General features: G+C 62.1%; 16 protein-coding genes. 5 read left to right on the top strand and 11 right to left on the bottom strand.

Features of this window, described 5'->3' with window-relative positions; all coding sequences use genetic code 11:
• Positions 1 to 136: 136 nt before the first annotated feature.
• The 4 genes from A3AC_RS0108360 to A3AC_RS0108345 all read right to left on the bottom strand — a co-directional run bounded on the left by A3AC_RS0108360 (position 137) and on the right by A3AC_RS0108345 (position 3869).
• Positions 137 to 889, bottom strand: a complete 753-nt coding sequence (locus A3AC_RS0108360; RefSeq protein ID WP_025598325.1) for an IclR family transcriptional regulator domain-containing protein — start codon at positions 887 to 889, stop codon at positions 137 to 139.
• A 330-nt stretch (positions 890 to 1219) separates the two neighbouring features.
• The gene (locus A3AC_RS30945; protein WP_025598324.1) at positions 1220 to 1474 is read right to left on the bottom strand and encodes a hypothetical protein; all 255 of its coding nucleotides are present in this window, start codon (positions 1472 to 1474) and stop codon (positions 1220 to 1222) included.
• A gap of 776 nt (positions 1475 to 2250) precedes the next feature.
• Entirely contained in the window at positions 2251 to 2961 is a 711-nt protein-coding gene (locus tag A3AC_RS0108350) for a DUF2242 domain-containing protein (protein ID WP_025598323.1), read from the bottom strand.
• Between the two features lie 221 nt (positions 2962 to 3182).
• A complete protein-coding gene (locus tag A3AC_RS0108345) occupies positions 3183 to 3869 on the bottom strand; it encodes a lytic transglycosylase domain-containing protein (protein WP_025598322.1) in 687 nt (228 codons plus the stop codon).
• A gap of 328 nt (positions 3870 to 4197) precedes the next feature.
• Between A3AC_RS0108345 and A3AC_RS0108340 the strand changes: the two genes are divergently transcribed.
• The 3 genes from A3AC_RS0108340 (at position 4198) to dmeF (ending at position 6603) form a co-directional block, all read left to right on the top strand.
• On the top strand, positions 4198 to 4458 hold the full coding sequence (locus A3AC_RS0108340; RefSeq protein WP_025598321.1) for a DUF6723 family protein: 261 nt from the start codon (positions 4198 to 4200) through the stop codon (positions 4456 to 4458).
• A gap of 586 nt (positions 4459 to 5044) precedes the next feature.
• The gene (locus tag A3AC_RS0108335) at positions 5045 to 5323 is read left to right on the top strand and encodes a metal/formaldehyde-sensitive transcriptional repressor (protein ID WP_025598320.1); all 279 of its coding nucleotides are present in this window, start codon (positions 5045 to 5047) and stop codon (positions 5321 to 5323) included.
• An 8-nt stretch (positions 5324 to 5331) separates the two neighbouring features.
• Entirely contained in the window at positions 5332 to 6603 is a 1272-nt protein-coding gene (dmeF, locus tag A3AC_RS0108330; protein WP_025598319.1) for a CDF family Co(II)/Ni(II) efflux transporter DmeF, read from the top strand.
• Between the two features lie 679 nt (positions 6604 to 7282).
• Here the strand turns inward: dmeF and glmS are convergent.
• The 5 genes from glmS to A3AC_RS0108295 form a co-directional block, all read right to left on the bottom strand.
• Positions 7283 to 9100, bottom strand: coding sequence for a glutamine--fructose-6-phosphate transaminase (isomerizing) (glmS, locus tag A3AC_RS0108315; protein WP_025598315.1), 1818 nt, complete (start codon positions 9098 to 9100; stop codon positions 7283 to 7285).
• A 63-nt stretch (positions 9101 to 9163) separates the two neighbouring features.
• Positions 9164 to 10525, bottom strand: coding sequence for a bifunctional UDP-N-acetylglucosamine diphosphorylase/glucosamine-1-phosphate N-acetyltransferase GlmU (gene glmU, locus A3AC_RS0108310; RefSeq protein WP_025598314.1), 1362 nt, complete (start codon positions 10523 to 10525; stop codon positions 9164 to 9166).
• A 128-nt stretch (positions 10526 to 10653) separates the two neighbouring features.
• A complete protein-coding gene (gene ttcA, locus A3AC_RS0108305) occupies positions 10654 to 11628 on the bottom strand; it encodes a tRNA 2-thiocytidine(32) synthetase TtcA (protein WP_025598313.1) in 975 nt (324 codons plus the stop codon).
• Between the two features lie 2 nt (positions 11629 to 11630).
• Positions 11631 to 12026, bottom strand: coding sequence for a dihydroneopterin aldolase (locus A3AC_RS0108300; protein ID WP_025598312.1), 396 nt, complete (start codon positions 12024 to 12026; stop codon positions 11631 to 11633).
• Positions 12027 to 12077: 51 nt separating this feature from the next.
• Positions 12078 to 12896, bottom strand: coding sequence for an SDR family oxidoreductase (locus A3AC_RS0108295; RefSeq protein WP_025598310.1), 819 nt, complete (start codon positions 12894 to 12896; stop codon positions 12078 to 12080).
• A 13-nt stretch (positions 12897 to 12909) separates the two neighbouring features.
• On the opposite strand from A3AC_RS0108295, the gene A3AC_RS0108290 reads away from it, so the two are divergent.
• The gene (locus A3AC_RS0108290; RefSeq protein ID WP_025598309.1) at positions 12910 to 14100 is read left to right on the top strand and encodes a class I SAM-dependent methyltransferase; all 1191 of its coding nucleotides are present in this window, start codon (positions 12910 to 12912) and stop codon (positions 14098 to 14100) included.
• 16 nt (positions 14101 to 14116) lie between these two features.
• Positions 14117 to 14311 carry a DUF2905 domain-containing protein gene (locus A3AC_RS0108285; RefSeq protein WP_025598308.1) on the top strand — a complete coding sequence of 65 codons (195 nt, stop codon included), beginning with the start codon at positions 14117 to 14119 and terminating at the stop codon, positions 14309 to 14311.
• A 54-nt stretch (positions 14312 to 14365) separates the two neighbouring features.
• Here A3AC_RS0108285 and A3AC_RS0108280 read toward each other — a convergent pair whose 3' ends face one another.
• Together A3AC_RS0108280 and A3AC_RS0108275 are read right to left on the bottom strand one after the other, a co-directional pair.
• Positions 14366 to 15598 (bottom strand): multifunctional CCA addition/repair protein, encoded by a 1233-nt coding sequence (locus tag A3AC_RS0108280; protein WP_025598307.1) that lies wholly within the window; start codon positions 15596 to 15598, stop codon positions 14366 to 14368.
• Positions 15595 to 16248 carry a glutathione S-transferase family protein gene (locus A3AC_RS0108275; protein ID WP_025598306.1) on the bottom strand — a complete coding sequence of 218 codons (654 nt, stop codon included), beginning with the start codon at positions 16246 to 16248 and terminating at the stop codon, positions 15595 to 15597. The genes A3AC_RS0108280 and A3AC_RS0108275 overlap by 4 nt, the downstream gene beginning before the upstream one ends.
• Between the last annotated feature and the right edge of the window lie 15 nt (positions 16249 to 16263).

Genomic DNA, 16263 nt, shown 5'->3' with positions numbered 1-16263 from the left:
ACCGCTCCCCGCGGGAGAGTATTACCTGGCATAGGCGGTTTGTCATGCGCGAAACCCGATATGTATTTTCCTGGAGACAGCTTGCTTTCGGCATGCTTTCACTCATGAGGCCCCGTATACGGGAAATCACCTGGCTTCAGACCAGATTGCGCAGCAGGCTGGCGGTTTCGAGCAGTGTCGGCAGAACGCGGTGCAGCGCCGCGCTGGGGGACTCCTCCCCAATCGGCATGCTCACGCTGATCGCGGCAACGACCGTGCCGTGCCGGTCGCGCAAGGGCACCGCGACGCCGCGCACACCGAGTTCGAGTTGCTGGTCGGTGACCACATAGCCATTGCGCCGGATTTCGCCGAGCACTTCGCGCAGCCGTTCCACGGTGGAATAGGTGTGCGGGGTGAACACCTTGATCGGATACGACGCCAGCCATTGCTCGATGCTCTCCGGCGCCTGGAACGCCAGCAAGACCAGTCCCGCCGACGACAAAGGCGCCGGGGCGCGCGAGCCCAGTACGAAGCCGACCGCCATCGCGCGGTTCACGCCGTTGCGAGCCACGTAGACCACGTCGTGTTCGTCGAGAATCGCGACGAGCGCCGTTTCCTGAAGCGTCGCGGTGATGCGCTGCAGGAAGGGCTGCACGGTGCGCGGCAAACGCGCCGAGTCGAGATACGACTGCCCCAGCCGCAGGACACGCGGCGCGAGCCAGAAAAGCTTGCCATCGGTGTCGACGTAGCCGAGTTCACGCAGCGTCAGCAGATAGCGGCGCGCCGCCGTGCGCGACAGACCCGCGCGGCCGGCCACCGCGGTCGGCGTCATGCGCGCGTGTTCTTCGTCGAATGCCTCGATGATCGCCAGGGCCTTCGCGGCGCCGGCGATCCAGTCTTTGTCGTCCATCGGGTTGCCTGAGATGTGGCCGGCTGATGTGGCCAACTGATGTGGCCGCTGGCGCGGTCAGCGTGTGGTCACGCGGCCGCGTCGTCGTGCGGTCGTGTCGTCGTGCAGTCGTGTCGTCACCGGCCGCGTGGCGAAGACGGCCGGTGCGCGGGACGCCGGTCATTGCGCGCAATTGTGCCCGAAGCCGCGCTGACCTTGCGCGGTTATCGCGCGGAAAGGGGGGAATCTCAGGTGACGGTTCGGCTTGCAGTCGCAGGACTGGCGGGGGCTCACGAACCAACCCCGCTCGAAGGCGTATGGGAGGCGGCCGCCGCGGCTGCACGACGGCGATCAGGCCGCCCGGGGGTGCGCATACTGATGATGCTGGACGTCGCCGGTCGGCGGAAACACGCACCAGCAACCGTCGTCATGACGGAAGAAGAAAAGTCCGCGTGAGCCGTTTCCGGCCGAAGTCTCGACGCGGACATAGCGTCGGCCGCCCACGCGCGTACGGCTGAATTCGGTGACATGAAGATCCGCGGAAGGCGCTGGCGCGAGCCATTTCTCGACCAGGAAACGCAACGAGTGTTCGCTTGCGCCTCTCATGATCCACTCCTCGCCGGTTTGTTTTTCCGTGCTTCGCGAGTCGTGTCCGTGGTGTCGTCGCTTTCGTGACTGCCCGTTGAGCTTTCGTCCCGCTCGGCCGATGCAAGCGCTATCTCGCGGTTCGTGGCTGCTGCCCGCAGCGTGCTGCAGTGAGCCGCATGCCGGAGATCCGAGAGGAGACGGACCAACTGTCGTGCTGTTCTGCGCTTCATTCCACACCCCCGCACTGCATCAAGGACTTCAGAAAACACTTTAACTCTATGCCTGGATCGGGCGTTGCCAAACCTTTTTTGACTAAATAGCAACAGCTGCGCTTGCAAAAATAGACACGCAATCTTCGTACCGTCCGGCTTCAATTTGCGCGCCGCGCGCGAGGCAATCTGTACGCTCGCGAGCCAACGACAGACGAAACCGGTACGTCCGCAAAAGCGCGGCGCCATTGGCAGTTGTCCACAGCGGCCTTTGCATAACGTTGGGATAGCGCATGGAACAGCCTGTGCGCCGAATCTTCATAACAGGGGTCTGCTGTCTGTCTCTGCGAAACTTATCCCGGGCTGGTAGTTTTTCTACAGAACCGTCCCGCACGGTTATCGGATTCGCACTACCTTGATGTACGGAAGAATCCGCAGTTATCCACAGAGCGGGCTTACCCTTGTTAACTACTACTACGTATGTATACGAAGAAAGTAAATGACATAGGAGAACTGCCGCTGCGCGCCGCTTTTGCAAGCGGAGCGCGCTGCGTTGTGGGACGATGCGGGTTGGGTCGGGAAGCTTCAGCGGATCGTGTCCGCTTCGCTCGCTGGCCGGATAGCAGCGGCCGTGCCGATGAGGTCCGGTGTGTCCGACACTGACGCAGGCGACGGCGCGGGCGCTGTTGCTGGTGCCACCGCCTCGACTGGCACAGGTAACAGGCGCGTCTCGATGCGGTCATTGACGACAGGCTGTGTCCGCACGACCGTCTGCAGATAATGGTCGACCAGACCGAAGAAGCGGTCGTAGAACTTGCCCGACGGAATTGTTTCGCTGGAGATCTTCACCATGGCGTCGCTGTTCGAGCGGATCGGCAGCGACAGCGAACCGAGCACGCTCAACCCGACGCTCGCCGAGGTATCGCTCTTCTTCAGCGCGAAGCCGTTCTGCACAGCGTTCACGTAGACGATGCTCGAACTGCTCGCCTCCTCGCCCGGCGTGCACACCACGTGAAATTCGACGACAACGTGCGTATCGCCGGACGGCTGGAAGTTCTTCGTGCCGTCGACGGTATCGTTACGCGTCATCGTCGTCAGATAGCCCTGGCTCAGCAAAGCGCGACGCGCGGCTTCGCACGTGTCAGTCACGCTCGAATTGAAATTGCGTGCATAAGGGCTCGCACCGGTTTCAAACAGCTCCTGCTGGAACTTGGGCGTCGGCGCGCTGCTGCAAGCGGCGAGCATCAGCACGCCGCATAAGGAGGCGACAGTGGTCTTCAAAAGCGAGGTAGACATGGTCAATCTAAAAAACGCTGCTTAGGTGCGCGAGGAACCGCGGAGGAAATGCATTGTAGAGCGGTTGGCGTACGTGCGTAAAAAGCGTGCAGCGAAGCAGACGGTGCGCGCATTGCGCCGCCTTTCACGGTGTATCGGATGGGGAGAAAGCAGGCTGACTTGTTGCGAGTGCCTTGATGCGTTGCGTGCAGGCGTCGCTAGAGAAAACGAATCGCCGACGTTCAGTTTGACGTCGCAGGAAGCCCCGCCGACGTCACCGCGCCGCCAGTGCTGGTGCTGGTGCTGGTGCTGGTGCTGGTGCTGGTGCTCGGAGCATTCGCGGAAGGAACGGCGAACGCGTTGGTCCAGTTCCCGGCCGCGGCCGGGCAACGACCGGACACGCGGGCGTCGCAGAGATCTGTCTGGGCGTTGGGGTTTTTTGCCGAATCTTGCTGGGTGGCGACGTTCGCGAAGTCGCCGGCGCGCAAACTGACCTTCTTTGCGTATGCCTGTGAGCCGCCATAGCTCTTGAGCGCGGCGTTCATATCGCCGTTGGCCGAGCGCATGTAGCCGTACAGGATCGCGGAGCCTACTTCGATGTTCGCTGTCGGCTCGGTGAGATCCTTCACGTTCCGCAGAAGCCCGCGATGCGCGCTCGGCACGACCTGCATGAGGCCGGTTGCGCCGTTCGCGCCCCTCGCCTTTTCCTTGAAGCGCGATTCGATCGAAATGATTGCCAGCAGCAATGCAGGAGGCAATGAATATTTCGATGCGGCGGATTGCACTGCATCCGAGATTTTTTCCGCCTTTTCCTTCGCGAGGCCAAACTTCTGCGTCAGATACGCGGACACGCGGTCGCCATTTTCCTCGGCCATCGCGGATTGAGCGAGGCCGAGCGAAAAGAGAATCAGGCAGAGTAACCGGCTCATAGGAAACGTCTGAGGAAAAAGTCTGCGCATTATAACCGTGCCTTAAAAAGTGGCATCTACTGGGTCGAATGCGGATGCAGACGGTCGGGCAGGTGCCCTAGGTCGGCTAGTACAGGCTTGCGCGCCGCCGCACGGCTTGCAGGCTCCGCTTTAATACTTGAACAGCATGTCGGTTAGTTGCGTATTTGACTTGAGCTGGCCGTTGGCAGCAATCCGCGCGGCGGCGAAAAAGCCTGCCTTCCACCGATTTGAGACAATGGCGGTCGCGCGGTCGACGAACAGCCGTTCGCGTCAATCGCAGATCTATGGAACACGACACGTCCTCTGTATGAGCAAGACCGCATTTATCCCGAGCGTCCCCGCAGCGTCAGAGGACGATTTCGAAATTTCCGCGATGTCGAGGCTCGCCGGCTATCGGCGCTTCTTCGGCGTGTTGAAGGTGGTCCGAACCACGGACGGCCGCGTACTGTTCCCGTTCGACGGCGCTCCAGAACTCGGGCCCTACCCGACCAAACTCGAAGCGATCGCGGCCGCGCAGGTCTACGGTGAGCACATCGTCACGAGCGACCTTGCCCGGCCGGAGTTGTAATGGAGGGCGACATGGGCCGTGAAATTAGTCGCGGCCGCTGCATCAAGGAAACGCGATAAAAAAGCGCCGGCTGTTTAGCCGGCGCTGCGAGAGTTGACTGAATGGGCGTCCAGCCATTCTCCTTTGATGCCGCTAGTGGACCTCGGGGACGCGTGCCGGCTCGCGAGAGACGTGGTCGTGCGAACGATTCAGTATTTCGCCCGGCGGCCTGCCTATCAGGTGTCCAGGACAGAAAATCTAGGCGCCAACTACGTCTTTACCTATTCGTATAACCGAAACAGCCTGTCAGACATTCAAAGCCATTGAATGGATGGAGCTCTTTTTGGGGGCTTGGTGCGGCATCCTGCGGATGCTGCACAAAAGACGCCTCAGGCCTGGCGGAAATGGACTCGGCATAGGCAGGTCTCAAGCCCTGCAAGTCGCAAATCAGGCATGTCATATACGTGCACGTGCGTTCGACCGGGCGCGCTCTCAGCACAGCACCGCTGGAACAACTTACGAGCACTGTCAAGGCAGGGATGACTGCGCCTGGCACCGGTAAGGAGTTTTCATTGAGGTATACTCCCCCACCCTATGAGGAGGAATCGTGGGTCACACCATTCGCGAGAAGCAAAAGCTGCTCAACAGAGTTCGCCGGATCAAAGGGCAGGTTGAGGCCATCGAACGCGCACTCGAAGACGAGCGTGGGTGCAACGACGTCCTGCAACAAATCACCAGTTGCCGGGGCGCGATGAATGGTTTGCTGGCAGTGGTACTTGAGGACCACATTCGCTCCCATCTCGTTGACGCAGACGAAGCTGGCACCCACCACGACGGTAGCGCGACGGAGCAGTTAATCGAAGTAGTCCACAGCTACTTCAAGTAGAGGTAGAGATGAGCGATTTGGAGAACAGCCCCTTTGGCGCGGGGCACGACCATGTCTTTCTAGGTGCAGGCCACGAAAAAAACGAGCGCAAGACATGGGCGGTGATTGCCCTGTGCAGTGCGATGATGCTAATTGAAATCGTCGGTGGCACTCTGTTCGGCTCTTTGGCGCTAGTCGCCGATGGGCTCCATATGTCGACCCACGCAGGTGCCATGCTAATCGCGGCGTTCGCGTACACCTACGCGCGCAAGCATGCTACCGATTCACGGTTTGTTTTCGGCACCGGCAAGCTCGGCGACCTGGCAGGCTTCACCAGCGCCATCGTACTCGCGATGATTGCGCTGCTGATTGGCTACGAGGCGGTCTCGCGATTCCTCTCACCGGTCCCCATTCACTTCAGCGAAGCGATTCCCCTCGCAGTGATAGGTCTGCTTGTCAATGTCGCGAGTGTCTGGCTGCTCAGTGGTGACCATCACGGCCACAGCCATGGTCACGGCCATAGTCATGGTCACGACGAACACGCTCACGCGGATGAAGTGATGCGCGTGGTCGCACCGTCCGGCGCGTTTGCGGTCTCGATTTTCGAGGATGGTGTGCCAGCGGTGTTTCGCATCACGCCGGAAACTGAAGGTTCCAGGCTTGAGGCAGCAGCAATTTCCGTGACGACAATTCGGTCCGATGGTACGCGCCAGTCGTTCGCGTTTGCTGACCGGGGGGGTTATTTTGAGTCGAAAGAGGACATCCCCGAGCCGCATGCATTCAAAGCCCTTGTTGCGCTGCCGGATGGCCAACATGAAGTGGAATTCGAAGAGCACGAGCACGGCCATGTCGATGCTCATGGCACTGCTACCCGGGACCACAACATCCGCTCGGCGTACGTGCACGTGATGGCGGACGCAGCAGTCTCGGTGCTGGCCATCATTGGACTGGTGCTGGCACGCGCATTCGGCTGGCTCTGGATGGACCCGCTTGCTGGCGTCATCGGCGCCCTGGTGATTGCAAACTGGTCCTACGGCCTGATGCGTGACACAGGTGGAATCCTGCTGGACATGAATCCGGACCGGCGTATGGTGGACAGCGTCCGTCATGTGATTGAAGACAACGGTGACAAGGTGCTCGACCTGCACGTATGGCGCCTCGGCCCGGGTCACATGAGCGCTGTCGTATCAGTGACAACGACTGATACGCAGCGTACTCCAGGCTTCTATCACGCGGCACTGAAACGCTTCAAAGCACTGTCGCATCTGACGGTCGAGGTCAATCCCATTCCGGCGGCTTAAGCGATGGCCGTGAAATCACCATGCATTGACGTGTGCACGTTACTCATCGTCCGAGGCGGCCGGGAAAGACTTCACGCTGACAGACATCGCTTGCTGTTGACGCGTCGCGGCTTGTGTACCGGGACGCTCTCTCGAGTCTATAGTCGCCGCCAGCTGTGACTTAGGCTTGAGGAGATTACCAATAACGACGACCAGCAGAAGCAGTAGTAGCGCGATGGTCCACCCGCCTTTCGGCGCGACGACCATTGCGAAGATGATGGTGATGACAGCGCCTCCGACGCCCGCCCCCGACTTCTTCCCGCGAACCATTGGCCTGCCCCTTTATTTACTTCGTTCATGCGATTCGAGCATGAGCGGACCGCATTTGTGGCTGTTGGCAGTTCCGGACGTCAGACCGATGCCGATAGTCTTGACCTTTTCGACCGTACCAAATAGCGGCGAATGTTGATTGCACGCTTGCTGACAACAACGGAAGTGCCGCCCGCACACGCGCATCATTCCGAATGGCATCTTGAACAAATCTGCCAGCCAAAGCCGCCACTTTTCCACTCGCAATTAGAAGCGTTTGCGCTTTGCAATAAATTACTTGTCGACAAAAAGTGGGAGGGAAACGGATAGAAGCGTTTATATGTAAACGCTTCTATCTACGGTCGGCAGAAACCGGCAAGCACGAATCCCCTCACTCCACCGTCACCGACTTCGCCAGATTCCGCGGCTTATCCACATCCGTCCCCCGCGCACAAGCCGTGTGATACGCGAGCAACTGCAGCGGCACCACATGCAGAATCGGCGAGAGCAGCCCATAGTGCTCCGGCATTCGAATCACGTGAATGCCATCGTCGTTGACGATCCTGGTGTCCGCATCCGCGAACACATACAGCTGGCCGCCGCGGGCGCGCACTTCCTGAATGTTCGACTTGAGCTTCTCGAGCAACGCGTCGTTCGGCGCCACCGTCACGACCGGCATCGCCTCGGTCACGAGCGCCAGCGGTCCGTGCTTCAATTCGCCAGCCGGATAAGCTTCCGCATGAATGTAAGAGATTTCTTTTAGCTTCAATGCACCTTCAAGTGCAATCGGATAGTGCATGCCGCGCCCGAGGAAAAGCGCATGTTCCTTGCGCGAAAATTCCTCCGACCACGCGATAATCTGCGGCTCCAGCGCGAGCACGCTGTTAAGCGCGGCCGGCAAATGGCGCAGTTGCCGCAAGTATTGGGCTTCCTGCTCAGGGCTCACACGTCCGCGCAACTTCGCGAGCGTGACGGCCAGCACGAACAGCGCGACCAGCTGAGTGGTGAACGCCTTCGTGGATGCCACGCCGATTTCGCGGCCCGCATGCGTGAGAAACGCCAGTTCGGTCTGACGCACCATCGCGCTCGTGCTGACGTTGCACACGGCAAGCGTGTGCCGATGCCCCAGCTCCTGCGCGTGCTTGAGCGCTGCAAGCGTGTCCGCGGTTTCGCCCGACTGCGAGATCACCACGACCAGCGACTTCGGATTCGGCACCGACTCGCGGTAGCGATACTCGCTGGCAATTTCCACCTGCGTCGGAATCTTCGCAATCGATTCGAGCCAATACTTCGCGGTGAGCCCCGAGTAGTAGCTCGTGCCGCAAGCGAGGATCAGCAGATTGTCGATATCAGCAAAGACTGCGTCGGCGCCCTCGCCGAACAACGACGCATCGAACGAATCGGATTGCGGGATCGTGTCCGAGATCGCCCGCGGCTGCTCGAAAATTTCCTTCTGCATGAAGTGACGATACGGACCGAGCTCGACCGCGCCGCCATAGGCCGCGACCTGACGCACTTCGCGCCGCGCTTCGTTGCCCTCGCGGTCGGCAATCCGCACGCCCTCGAGTGTCAGCTCGCACACGTCACCTTCCTCGAGGAAGATGAAGCGCTCGGTGCTGCCCGCCAGCGCAAGCGCGTCTGAAGCGAGGAAGTTCTCGCCCTCGCCCAGTCCCACCACCAGGGGCGAGCCTTGCCGCGCGCCGACCACGGTATGCGGCTGATCCTTATGCAACACCGCAATCGCGTAGGCGCCATGCAGTTGGGCGACGGCCTCGCGCACAGCGGCGAACAGATCGCCGCGATACAGGCTGTGAATCAGATGCGCGATAACCTCTGTGTCGGTCTGCGAGACGAACGTGTAACCCTTGCCACGCAGCGTCTCACGCAGCGATTCATAATTTTCGATGATGCCGTTGTGTACCAACGCCAGCGCGTCTTTCGAGAAGATTGGATGCGCGTTGTCGGTCACCGGCGCGCCGTGCGTCGCCCAGCGCGTATGCGCGATACCGGTGATGCCGCCCAGGTGGCTGTCGCGCACCTGATCGTCGAGATCGGCAACGCGCGCCACGCTGCGCGCGCGCGCCGGGCCGCTGTCGCCTAGCACCGCGACGCCGCACGAGTCATAGCCGCGATATTCGAGGCGCCGCAGTCCTTCAATCAGGACAGGGACGATATTACGTTGCGCTGCCGCGCCAACAATGCCGCACATGGTCTATTCCTATTCAGTGCTGGAATTTCGCGGGGCGCGCGTCGCGCCGCCCTCGCCTCTTCGTCAACTCTTCTTTTTGGTCGGGCGCACGTAGCCCGTCTTGCTGGTTTGCGTCTTGTCGTTCAGCACGAGTGCGTCGGCTTCCACGTCTTTCCACACCGTCGTGCCTGCCGCGATCGTCGCACCGCGCTTTACCCTCACCGGGGCAACCAGTTGCGTGTCCGAACCGACGAACACGTCGTCTTCAATGATCGTGCGGAACTTGTTCGCGCCGTCGTAGTTGCAGGTGATGGTGCCCGCGCCGATATTCACCCGCGCACCGATATCCGAGTCGCCGATATAGGTGAGGTGATTCGCCTTCGAGCCGTGCCCGAGCACCGCGTTCTTCACCTCGACGAAATTGCCGACGTGTGTTTCGTCTTTCAGCGACGCACCCGGCCGCAGCCGCGCATAAGGTCCTAGCACGGCGTTCGCGCCGACTTCCGCGCCTTCGATATGCGTGAACGCGTCCACCCGGGTGCCCGCGCCGATGCTCGCGTTGCGGATCACGCAGTTCGGACCGATGGTCACGTTGTCGGCGAGTGTGACGCGGCCTTCGAACACGCAGTTCACGTCGATCGACACATCGCGGCCGCATTCGAGCGTGCCGCGCACGTCCACGCGCGCCGGGTCGGCAAGCGTGACGCCGGCGACGAGCAACGCATCGGCCACATTGCGCTGATGAATCCGCTCAAGTTCGGCGAGCTGCTGCTTGCTGTTCACCCCAAGCGTTTCCCATTCGTCCTGCGGCTGCGTGGTGATCACTTCGAGACCCGCCTCGATTGCCATTTCCACAGCGTCGGTCAGATAGAACTCGCCTTGCGCGTTGTCGTTCTTCAGCGCGGCGAGCCAGCCCGACAGCCGCTCGGTCGGCGCAACGACGATGCCCGTGTTGATCTCGTCGATCAGAAGCTGGTCGGCGCTCGCATCTTTCTGTTCGACGATGCGCGAGACGTTGCCCTGCGGATCGCGCACGATGCGGCCGTAGCCGGTCGGATCCGCGAGCGTGACCGTCAGCACGCCGTAGGCAAGCTGGCCCGCGCGCTCGACGAGCGCCTGCAACGTGCTCGCGCGCGTGAGCGGCACGTCGCCGTAAAGCACGAGCGTGGGCACGGACGGATCGAGAAGCGGCAACGCCTGCTGCACCGCGTGGCCGGTGCCGAGCTGCTGCTCCTGCACGGCGAATTGCAGATCGGGCGCAGCGACGGCTTCGCGGACCGCTTCGGCACCATGGCCGATTACCACGACGAGGCGCGTGGGCTGCAGCGTGCGGGCAGTGTCGATGACATGAGCGAGGAGCGGCCGGCCGGCGAGGGGATGGAGCACCTTGGGCAGCGCGGAACGCATGCGCTTACCGGTGCCTGCCGCCAAAATCACGATGTTCATGGCGTCGGCAAATAGACGAGTTTGGAGCCGACGATTCTATCACGCACCCTGTTGCGAAAATGGCCGCGAAAGCGGCCACATTGCAAGCGAAAGTAAGTGCCGAAACGCCCTTTTTGCGGGGTTTCCGGTCAAAGATCGTCAAACTGCACGATCGAGATCGGCCGTGCCGCACCAAGGGGCGCGCCGTCGTTCGCATCGGTCGAACATGGTTCTTCGTCGAATGCAATGTCGCCTTGCGGATCGGCCTCGCCGGTCGCGCGCAGGCCCGCGAACGGAAACAGCTTGTGATCCATCAGATGCGAAGGCACGACGTTCGACAACGCGTTGAACATGTTCTCGATGCGACCAGGAAAACGCTTCTCCCAGTCGCGAATCAGCGCCTTCATTTCCGCACGCTTCAGGTTCGGCTGACTGCCGCACAGATTGCACGGAATGATCGGGAATTCACGCAATTCCGCGTACTTTTCCAGATCGGTTTCCTTCACGTAGGCGAGCGGGCGGATCACGATGTTCTTGCCGTCGTCCGATTGCAGCTTGGGCGGCATGCCCTTCAGCTTGCCGCCGTAGAACAGGTTCAGCAGCAGCGTTTGCAGAATGTCGTCGCGATGATGGCCGAGCGCAATCTTCGTCGCGCCGAGTTCGCCCGCCACGCGGTACAGAATGCCGCGCCGCAGCCGCGAGCAGAGCGAACAGGTGGTTTTGCCTTCGGGCACCAGCCGCTTGACGATGCTGTACGTGTCCTGATTCTCGATGTGAAACGGAATGTCCAGCTGCTTCAGATACTCGGGCAACACGTGTTCCGGAAAGCCCGGCTGCTTCTGGTCGAGATTCACCGCGACGATATCGAAGTTGATCGGCGCACGCTCGCGCAGCCGCATCAGAATGTCGAGCATCGCGTAGCTGTCTTTGCCGCCCGACAGGCACACCATCACCTTGTCGCCGTTCTCGATCATGTTGAAGTCGCCGATCGCCTGGCCGACCTGGCGCGCAAGCCGCTTGAAGAGCTTGTTGTTCTCGTACGCCTCCTTCTGCTCGCGGCGCGTGAGCGGCGACTTCTGGCGGGTGGCGGGCGTGGTGTCGTCGATGATTTCGGGAGCGTTCATGCTCAGTCCTCCTTGATACGGAAAACTTCGACGCCCACCGCGTCGCAGTCGGGATACACATCGGGCTTTTCGGTCGAAACGCGCGCCGCCCGCACTTGCGGATGCTCAAGCATGGTCTTCACGAGATCGTCGCAGAGCGTTTCCTGCAAGTGAATATGGCCCTGCTCGACGCGGCGCGAAATGGTCGAACGCATGAAGTCGTAGTCGACGACCTCGTCCAGCTTGTCCGCTACCGGCGTGGAAAGCGCGAGCGGCACGAACAGTTCGACGTTGATCACGACGCGCTGTTCGCCGCGCTTTTCGAAGTCGTGCACGCCGATGTTGATGTGCACTTCGTAATTGCGCAGAAAGAGCCGGCGACAATCGGCGAGCCGGGGATGCGAAAGAGCGGCAAACATGTTCGTTCCAGTCGAAAAAAGCGTGCGTGGCACGCAAAGGGGCGCAGTGCTTCAGGCGCCCGTCAAAAACATTACGTCGCGCGGCAGCGGCACGAGGTGCTGCCCGCCGTCGACCACCAGCGTCGTTCCAGTGACGCCGGTTGCATCCGCGAGATACAGCGCGGCGGCGACAATATCTTCAGGCCGCGACGCGCGGCCCAAGGGCGTAACACGGTGAGCGGCGGCGAAACTTTCCGCCGTCTGGTCGCCGGATTGCATGGTGAGGCCCGGCGCGAGGCCGACCACCCGGACTTTCGGCGCCAACGCCTGCGCAAGCGCGACCGTCGCGGTCTGCAACGCTGCCTTCGACAACGTGTACGACAGATAGTCCGGGTTCATGTTGTAGAGCTTCTGATCCAGCACGTTGATTACCACGCTGCGCTGCGTTTCGTCGGCGAGCGCGGCCTGCGGCGTCGCGTCGTACAACATGCGCGCGAGCACGAGCGGCGCGCCGAGGTTCATCGCGGTCAGCTTCAGCAGCAGCTCGTAGCCGACGTTGTGCGCCGTGTCTTCCTCAAAGCGCGACGCATTATTGACGATGCACTGCGGCCGGCCGAGCGTCGCGATACAGGCCGGCAACAGGCCCGCGACTTGCGCCTCGTCGCCCAACTCGGCGTGCAGCGCCACCGCCTTCCGGCCCATGGCGACGATTTCCTCGACCACCTCTTCTGCTTCCCGCCGCGAGGCGCCGTAATGCACGGCCACGTCCCAGCCCCGCGCGGCAAAGCCGAGCGCGAGCGCGCGTCCGATGCGGCGCGCGGCGCCGGTAATCAGCACGACACGCGGCGTTTCACGCGCGCCGGCGGCTGCGGTGTCCGTAGAAGCGGTCATTTACAATGCGGGAATGAATCCGAAAGCTCACCAACCCGATAGTTTACCTGCTCCCGGCCCGAGCGCGCTCGCGCAGTCCGAAGCACTCGTCGCGCGGATTCGTGCGGAGCTCGAAGAGGCCGGCGGCTGGATGCCGTTCGACCGCTACATGGAGCGCGCGCTGTACGCGCCCGGACTCGGCTATTACAGCGGCGGCGCCCGCAAATTCGGGCTGCGCGGCGACGACGGCAGCGACTTCGTCACCGCGCCCGAACTGTCGCCGCTTTTTGCGGCCACGCTCGCGCGCCCCATCGCCGAAGCACTGCAGGCAAGCGACACGCGCGACGTAATGGAGTTCGGCGCCGGCACCGGCAAACTCGCCGCGGGCTTGCTGAACGCGCTGGCAGCGCTGGGTGCCGAGTTCGACAGCTACTCGATTGTCGATCTGTCAGGCGAATTGCGCGAGCGCCAGCGCGAGACTATCGAAGCCGCGGCGCCCGCGCTCGCCGGCAAAGTGCGCTGGCTCGACGCGCTGCCCGAGCGCTTCGAAGGCGTGGTGATCGGCAATGAAGTGCTGGACGCCATGCCGGTGCGGCTTTTCGCTTTCGTCGACGGCGCGTGGCGCGAGCGCGGCGTGGTCTGGCGCGACGGGTGGTTCGCATTCGAAGACCGTCCAGTGACCGAGTCTGCCGATCTGGCGCGACTGTCCGAAATCGACACCGCCGGCAGCCAATACATCGCCGAGACGCACGACGCCGCGTGCGCCTTCACGCGCACTATCTGCACGATGCTCGCGCGCGGCGCGGCGTTTTTTATCGACTATGGTTTTCCGCGTCACGAGTACTACCACGCGCAGCGCGCGCAGGGCACGCTAATGTGCCACTACCGGCATCGCGCGCACGGCGATCCGTTTGTTTACCCAGGCTTGCAGGACATTACCGCGCACGTGGAATTCACCGGCATCGCCGAAGCGGCTGTGGAGACCGGCGCCGATCTGCTTGGCTTCACGTCGCAAGCGCGCTTCCTGCTGAACGCGGGCATTACCGATGCACTTTCGGAGATCGATCCCACGGACACCGCCCGCTTTCTGCCCGCGGCGAATGCCGTGCAAAAGCTCTTATCAGAGGCCGAAATGGGCGAGCTGTTCAAGGTGATCGCGTTCTCGCGCGGGCTCGCGGACACGCTGCAGGCGTTTTCCAGCGGCGACCGGTCGCACACGTTGTGATGCCAGGATACGCGACATGATCCGCTGGCTGCTCACCACCTTTGTTGCGTTGGCCGTGCTGTCGGCTTGCTGGCCGTGGCTTCGCAAACTGGGCATTGGGCGGATGCCGGGCGACGTGACCGTGCGCCTCTTTGGGCGCGAATATCATTTTCCGTTCATGTCGACGCTGTTGCTGTCGATGCTGCTGTCGCTTATCGCCCGGCTTTTGTAAAGGCTGCGTTTTCGCTCGAAGGCGGCCGCATTCGCAAGCCGCCGCCACCGCAACTCACTCCAGCGCCGCAGCCACTGCTTGCACGCGCTCCTTGTGCACGGCGTCCTTGATGCCGGCCGGCGCATCAGCGAACCGCTTCGCCACCGCGCCCGCATCGACGCCTCGCGCGGCGACGAGCGCGACTCTCAAACGCTCGGCTTGCGGATAATCGCGCGCCTCGAAACCGAGCCGCCCGCGCGCGTCCGCCTCGCAGGCCTGCAACGCTTCGGCAAAACGCGAAGGCTTGCGAATCGCGTCGCTGCGCTCGAGCAGACGCACGAGCGCAGCCGCTCCCATTTCCATCACGCGATGGATGTTGCCGTGCTCGCGCGCCACCAGCAGAGCCAGGTCGCGGCATTCGTTCGGCACGCGCAAGCGCTCGCACAACGGCTTGAGCAAATCCACGCTACGGCCTTCGTGGCCGATATGCCGAGGCAGAATATCTTCCGGCGTGGTCGCCTTGCCCAGGTCGTGCGTGAGCGCGGCAAACCGCACCGGCAGCGCGTAGCCCTGCTGCGCGGCGTGGTCGAGCACCATCATCACGTGCACGCCGGTGTCCACCTCGGGGTGATAGTCGGCATGCTGCGGAACGCCCCACAGCGCGTCGATCTCCGGCAGGATCCGCGCCAACGCGCCGCACTCGCGTAGAACCTCGAACATGCGCGACGGCTTCTTTTCCATCAGACCGCGCGACAGTTCCTGCCATACGCGTTCGGCGACGAGCGCATCCACTTCGCCATCCGCGACCATCTTGCGCATTAGCGCCAGCGTTTCGGGCGCGACGGTGAAATCCGCGAAACGCGCGGCGAAACGCGCGATGCGCAAAATGCGCACGGGATCTTCCAGAAACGCGTCGCTGACATGGCGGAAGAGTTTCGCCTGCAGGTCGCGCTGACCACCGAACGGATCGATAACCGGCCCGGTCAGTTCGCCGTCGGGGCGCACTTCACGCGCCATCGCGTTGATCGTGAGATCGCGGCGCGCGAGGTCTTCCTCCAGCGTCACGTCGGGCGCATAGAAAAACTGGAAGCCGTGATAGCCGGCCGCGGTCTTGCGTTCGGTCCGCGCGAGCGCGTATTCCTCGTGCGTCTGCGGATGCAGAAACACAGGAAAATCTTTGCCAACCGGACGATAGCCCTGCGCGACCATCTGCTCGGGCGTCGCGCCGACCACCACGTAATCGCGGTCCTGCACCGGCACGCCCAGCAATTCGTCGCGAATCGCACCGCCTACTGCATAGATATTCATGGGCATTCGTCTAGATACGCGACGGCGTAGGTGTCGCGCAACGCGTCCTCAATCCAGGCTTTTACCGCGGTCTGTGCGGTCAGCCGCTGCACGTAGGCCCGCGACGTCTCCGACAATGCCGGCTGCCAGGTGTTGAAGCGCATCGCCACCGGCGCATACATCGCGTCGGCAATGCCGAACTCGCCGAAGAGGAATGGACCGCCATAAGTGTCGAGGCACTCGCGCCAGATCGCCTCGATACGCGCGATGTCGGCCAGCACGCCCGGCGTCGCATTCTTGCCGGGAAACGACGCGCGAATGTTCATCCACATGTTCGATCGCAATTCGCCGAAGCCCGAATGCATCTCGGCGCTGACGCTGCGGGCGTGCGCGCGCGCCGCTGCATCGCGCGGCCACAACGCGTGCTGAGGGAAGCGCTCGGCAAGTGTTTCGGCGATGGCGAGCGAGTCCCATATCGCGAGGCCCGCGTCGTCGATCAGACACGGAATCTTGCCCGGGCTGTTCGGCGCGTGCGCGAGCACCGCGGGATTGGTGCCGGGCTGATTCAAATGGATCAGCACTTCGTCGAATGGAATGCCGAAGTGCTTGAGCAGCACCCATGGCCGCATCGACCATGATGAGTAGTTCTTGTCACCAATAAGCAGCTTCATGCCTGTTCGTATGAA

It is taken from the genome of Burkholderia sp. WSM2230, assembly GCF_000472445.1.
Taxonomy (GTDB): domain Bacteria; phylum Pseudomonadota; class Gammaproteobacteria; order Burkholderiales; family Burkholderiaceae; genus Paraburkholderia.
This window is presented reverse-complemented; position numbering and strand designations above follow the sequence as displayed.

What these genes read in the sequence shown, in the direction of transcription:
- A3AC_RS30945 (WP_025598324.1), bottom strand. Translation starts at nt 1,474, where the DNA reads ATGAGAGGCGCAAGCGAACACTCGTTGCGTTTCCTGGTCGAGAAATGG.
- A3AC_RS0108280 (WP_025598307.1), bottom strand. Translation starts at nt 15,598, where the DNA reads ATGAATATCTATGCAGTAGGCGGTGCGATTCGCGACGAATTGCTGGGC.
- A3AC_RS0108345 (WP_025598322.1), bottom strand. Translation starts at nt 3,869, where the DNA reads ATGAGCCGGTTACTCTGCCTGATTCTCTTTTCGCTCGGCCTCGCTCAA.
- A3AC_RS0108340 (WP_025598321.1), top strand. Translation starts at nt 4,198, where the DNA reads ATGAGCAAGACCGCATTTATCCCGAGCGTCCCCGCAGCGTCAGAGGAC.
- ttcA (WP_025598313.1), bottom strand. Translation starts at nt 11,628, where the DNA reads ATGAACGCTCCCGAAATCATCGACGACACCACGCCCGCCACCCGCCAG.
- dmeF (WP_025598319.1), top strand. Translation starts at nt 5,332, where the DNA reads ATGAGCGATTTGGAGAACAGCCCCTTTGGCGCGGGGCACGACCATGTC.
- A3AC_RS0108285 (WP_025598308.1), top strand. Translation starts at nt 14,117, where the DNA reads ATGATCCGCTGGCTGCTCACCACCTTTGTTGCGTTGGCCGTGCTGTCG.
- A3AC_RS0108290 (WP_025598309.1), top strand. Translation starts at nt 12,910, where the DNA reads ATGAATCCGAAAGCTCACCAACCCGATAGTTTACCTGCTCCCGGCCCG.
- A3AC_RS0108350 (WP_025598323.1), bottom strand. Translation starts at nt 2,961, where the DNA reads ATGTCTACCTCGCTTTTGAAGACCACTGTCGCCTCCTTATGCGGCGTG.
- A3AC_RS0108275 (WP_025598306.1), bottom strand. Translation starts at nt 16,248, where the DNA reads ATGAAGCTGCTTATTGGTGACAAGAACTACTCATCATGGTCGATGCGG.
- A3AC_RS0108360 (WP_025598325.1), bottom strand. Translation starts at nt 889, where the DNA reads ATGGACGACAAAGACTGGATCGCCGGCGCCGCGAAGGCCCTGGCGATC.
- A3AC_RS0108300 (WP_025598312.1), bottom strand. Translation starts at nt 12,026, where the DNA reads ATGTTTGCCGCTCTTTCGCATCCCCGGCTCGCCGATTGTCGCCGGCTC.
- A3AC_RS0108295 (WP_025598310.1), bottom strand. Translation starts at nt 12,896, where the DNA reads ATGACCGCTTCTACGGACACCGCAGCCGCCGGCGCGCGTGAAACGCCG.
- glmS (WP_025598315.1), bottom strand. Translation starts at nt 9,100, where the DNA reads ATGTGCGGCATTGTTGGCGCGGCAGCGCAACGTAATATCGTCCCTGTC.
- glmU (WP_025598314.1), bottom strand. Translation starts at nt 10,525, where the DNA reads ATGAACATCGTGATTTTGGCGGCAGGCACCGGTAAGCGCATGCGTTCC.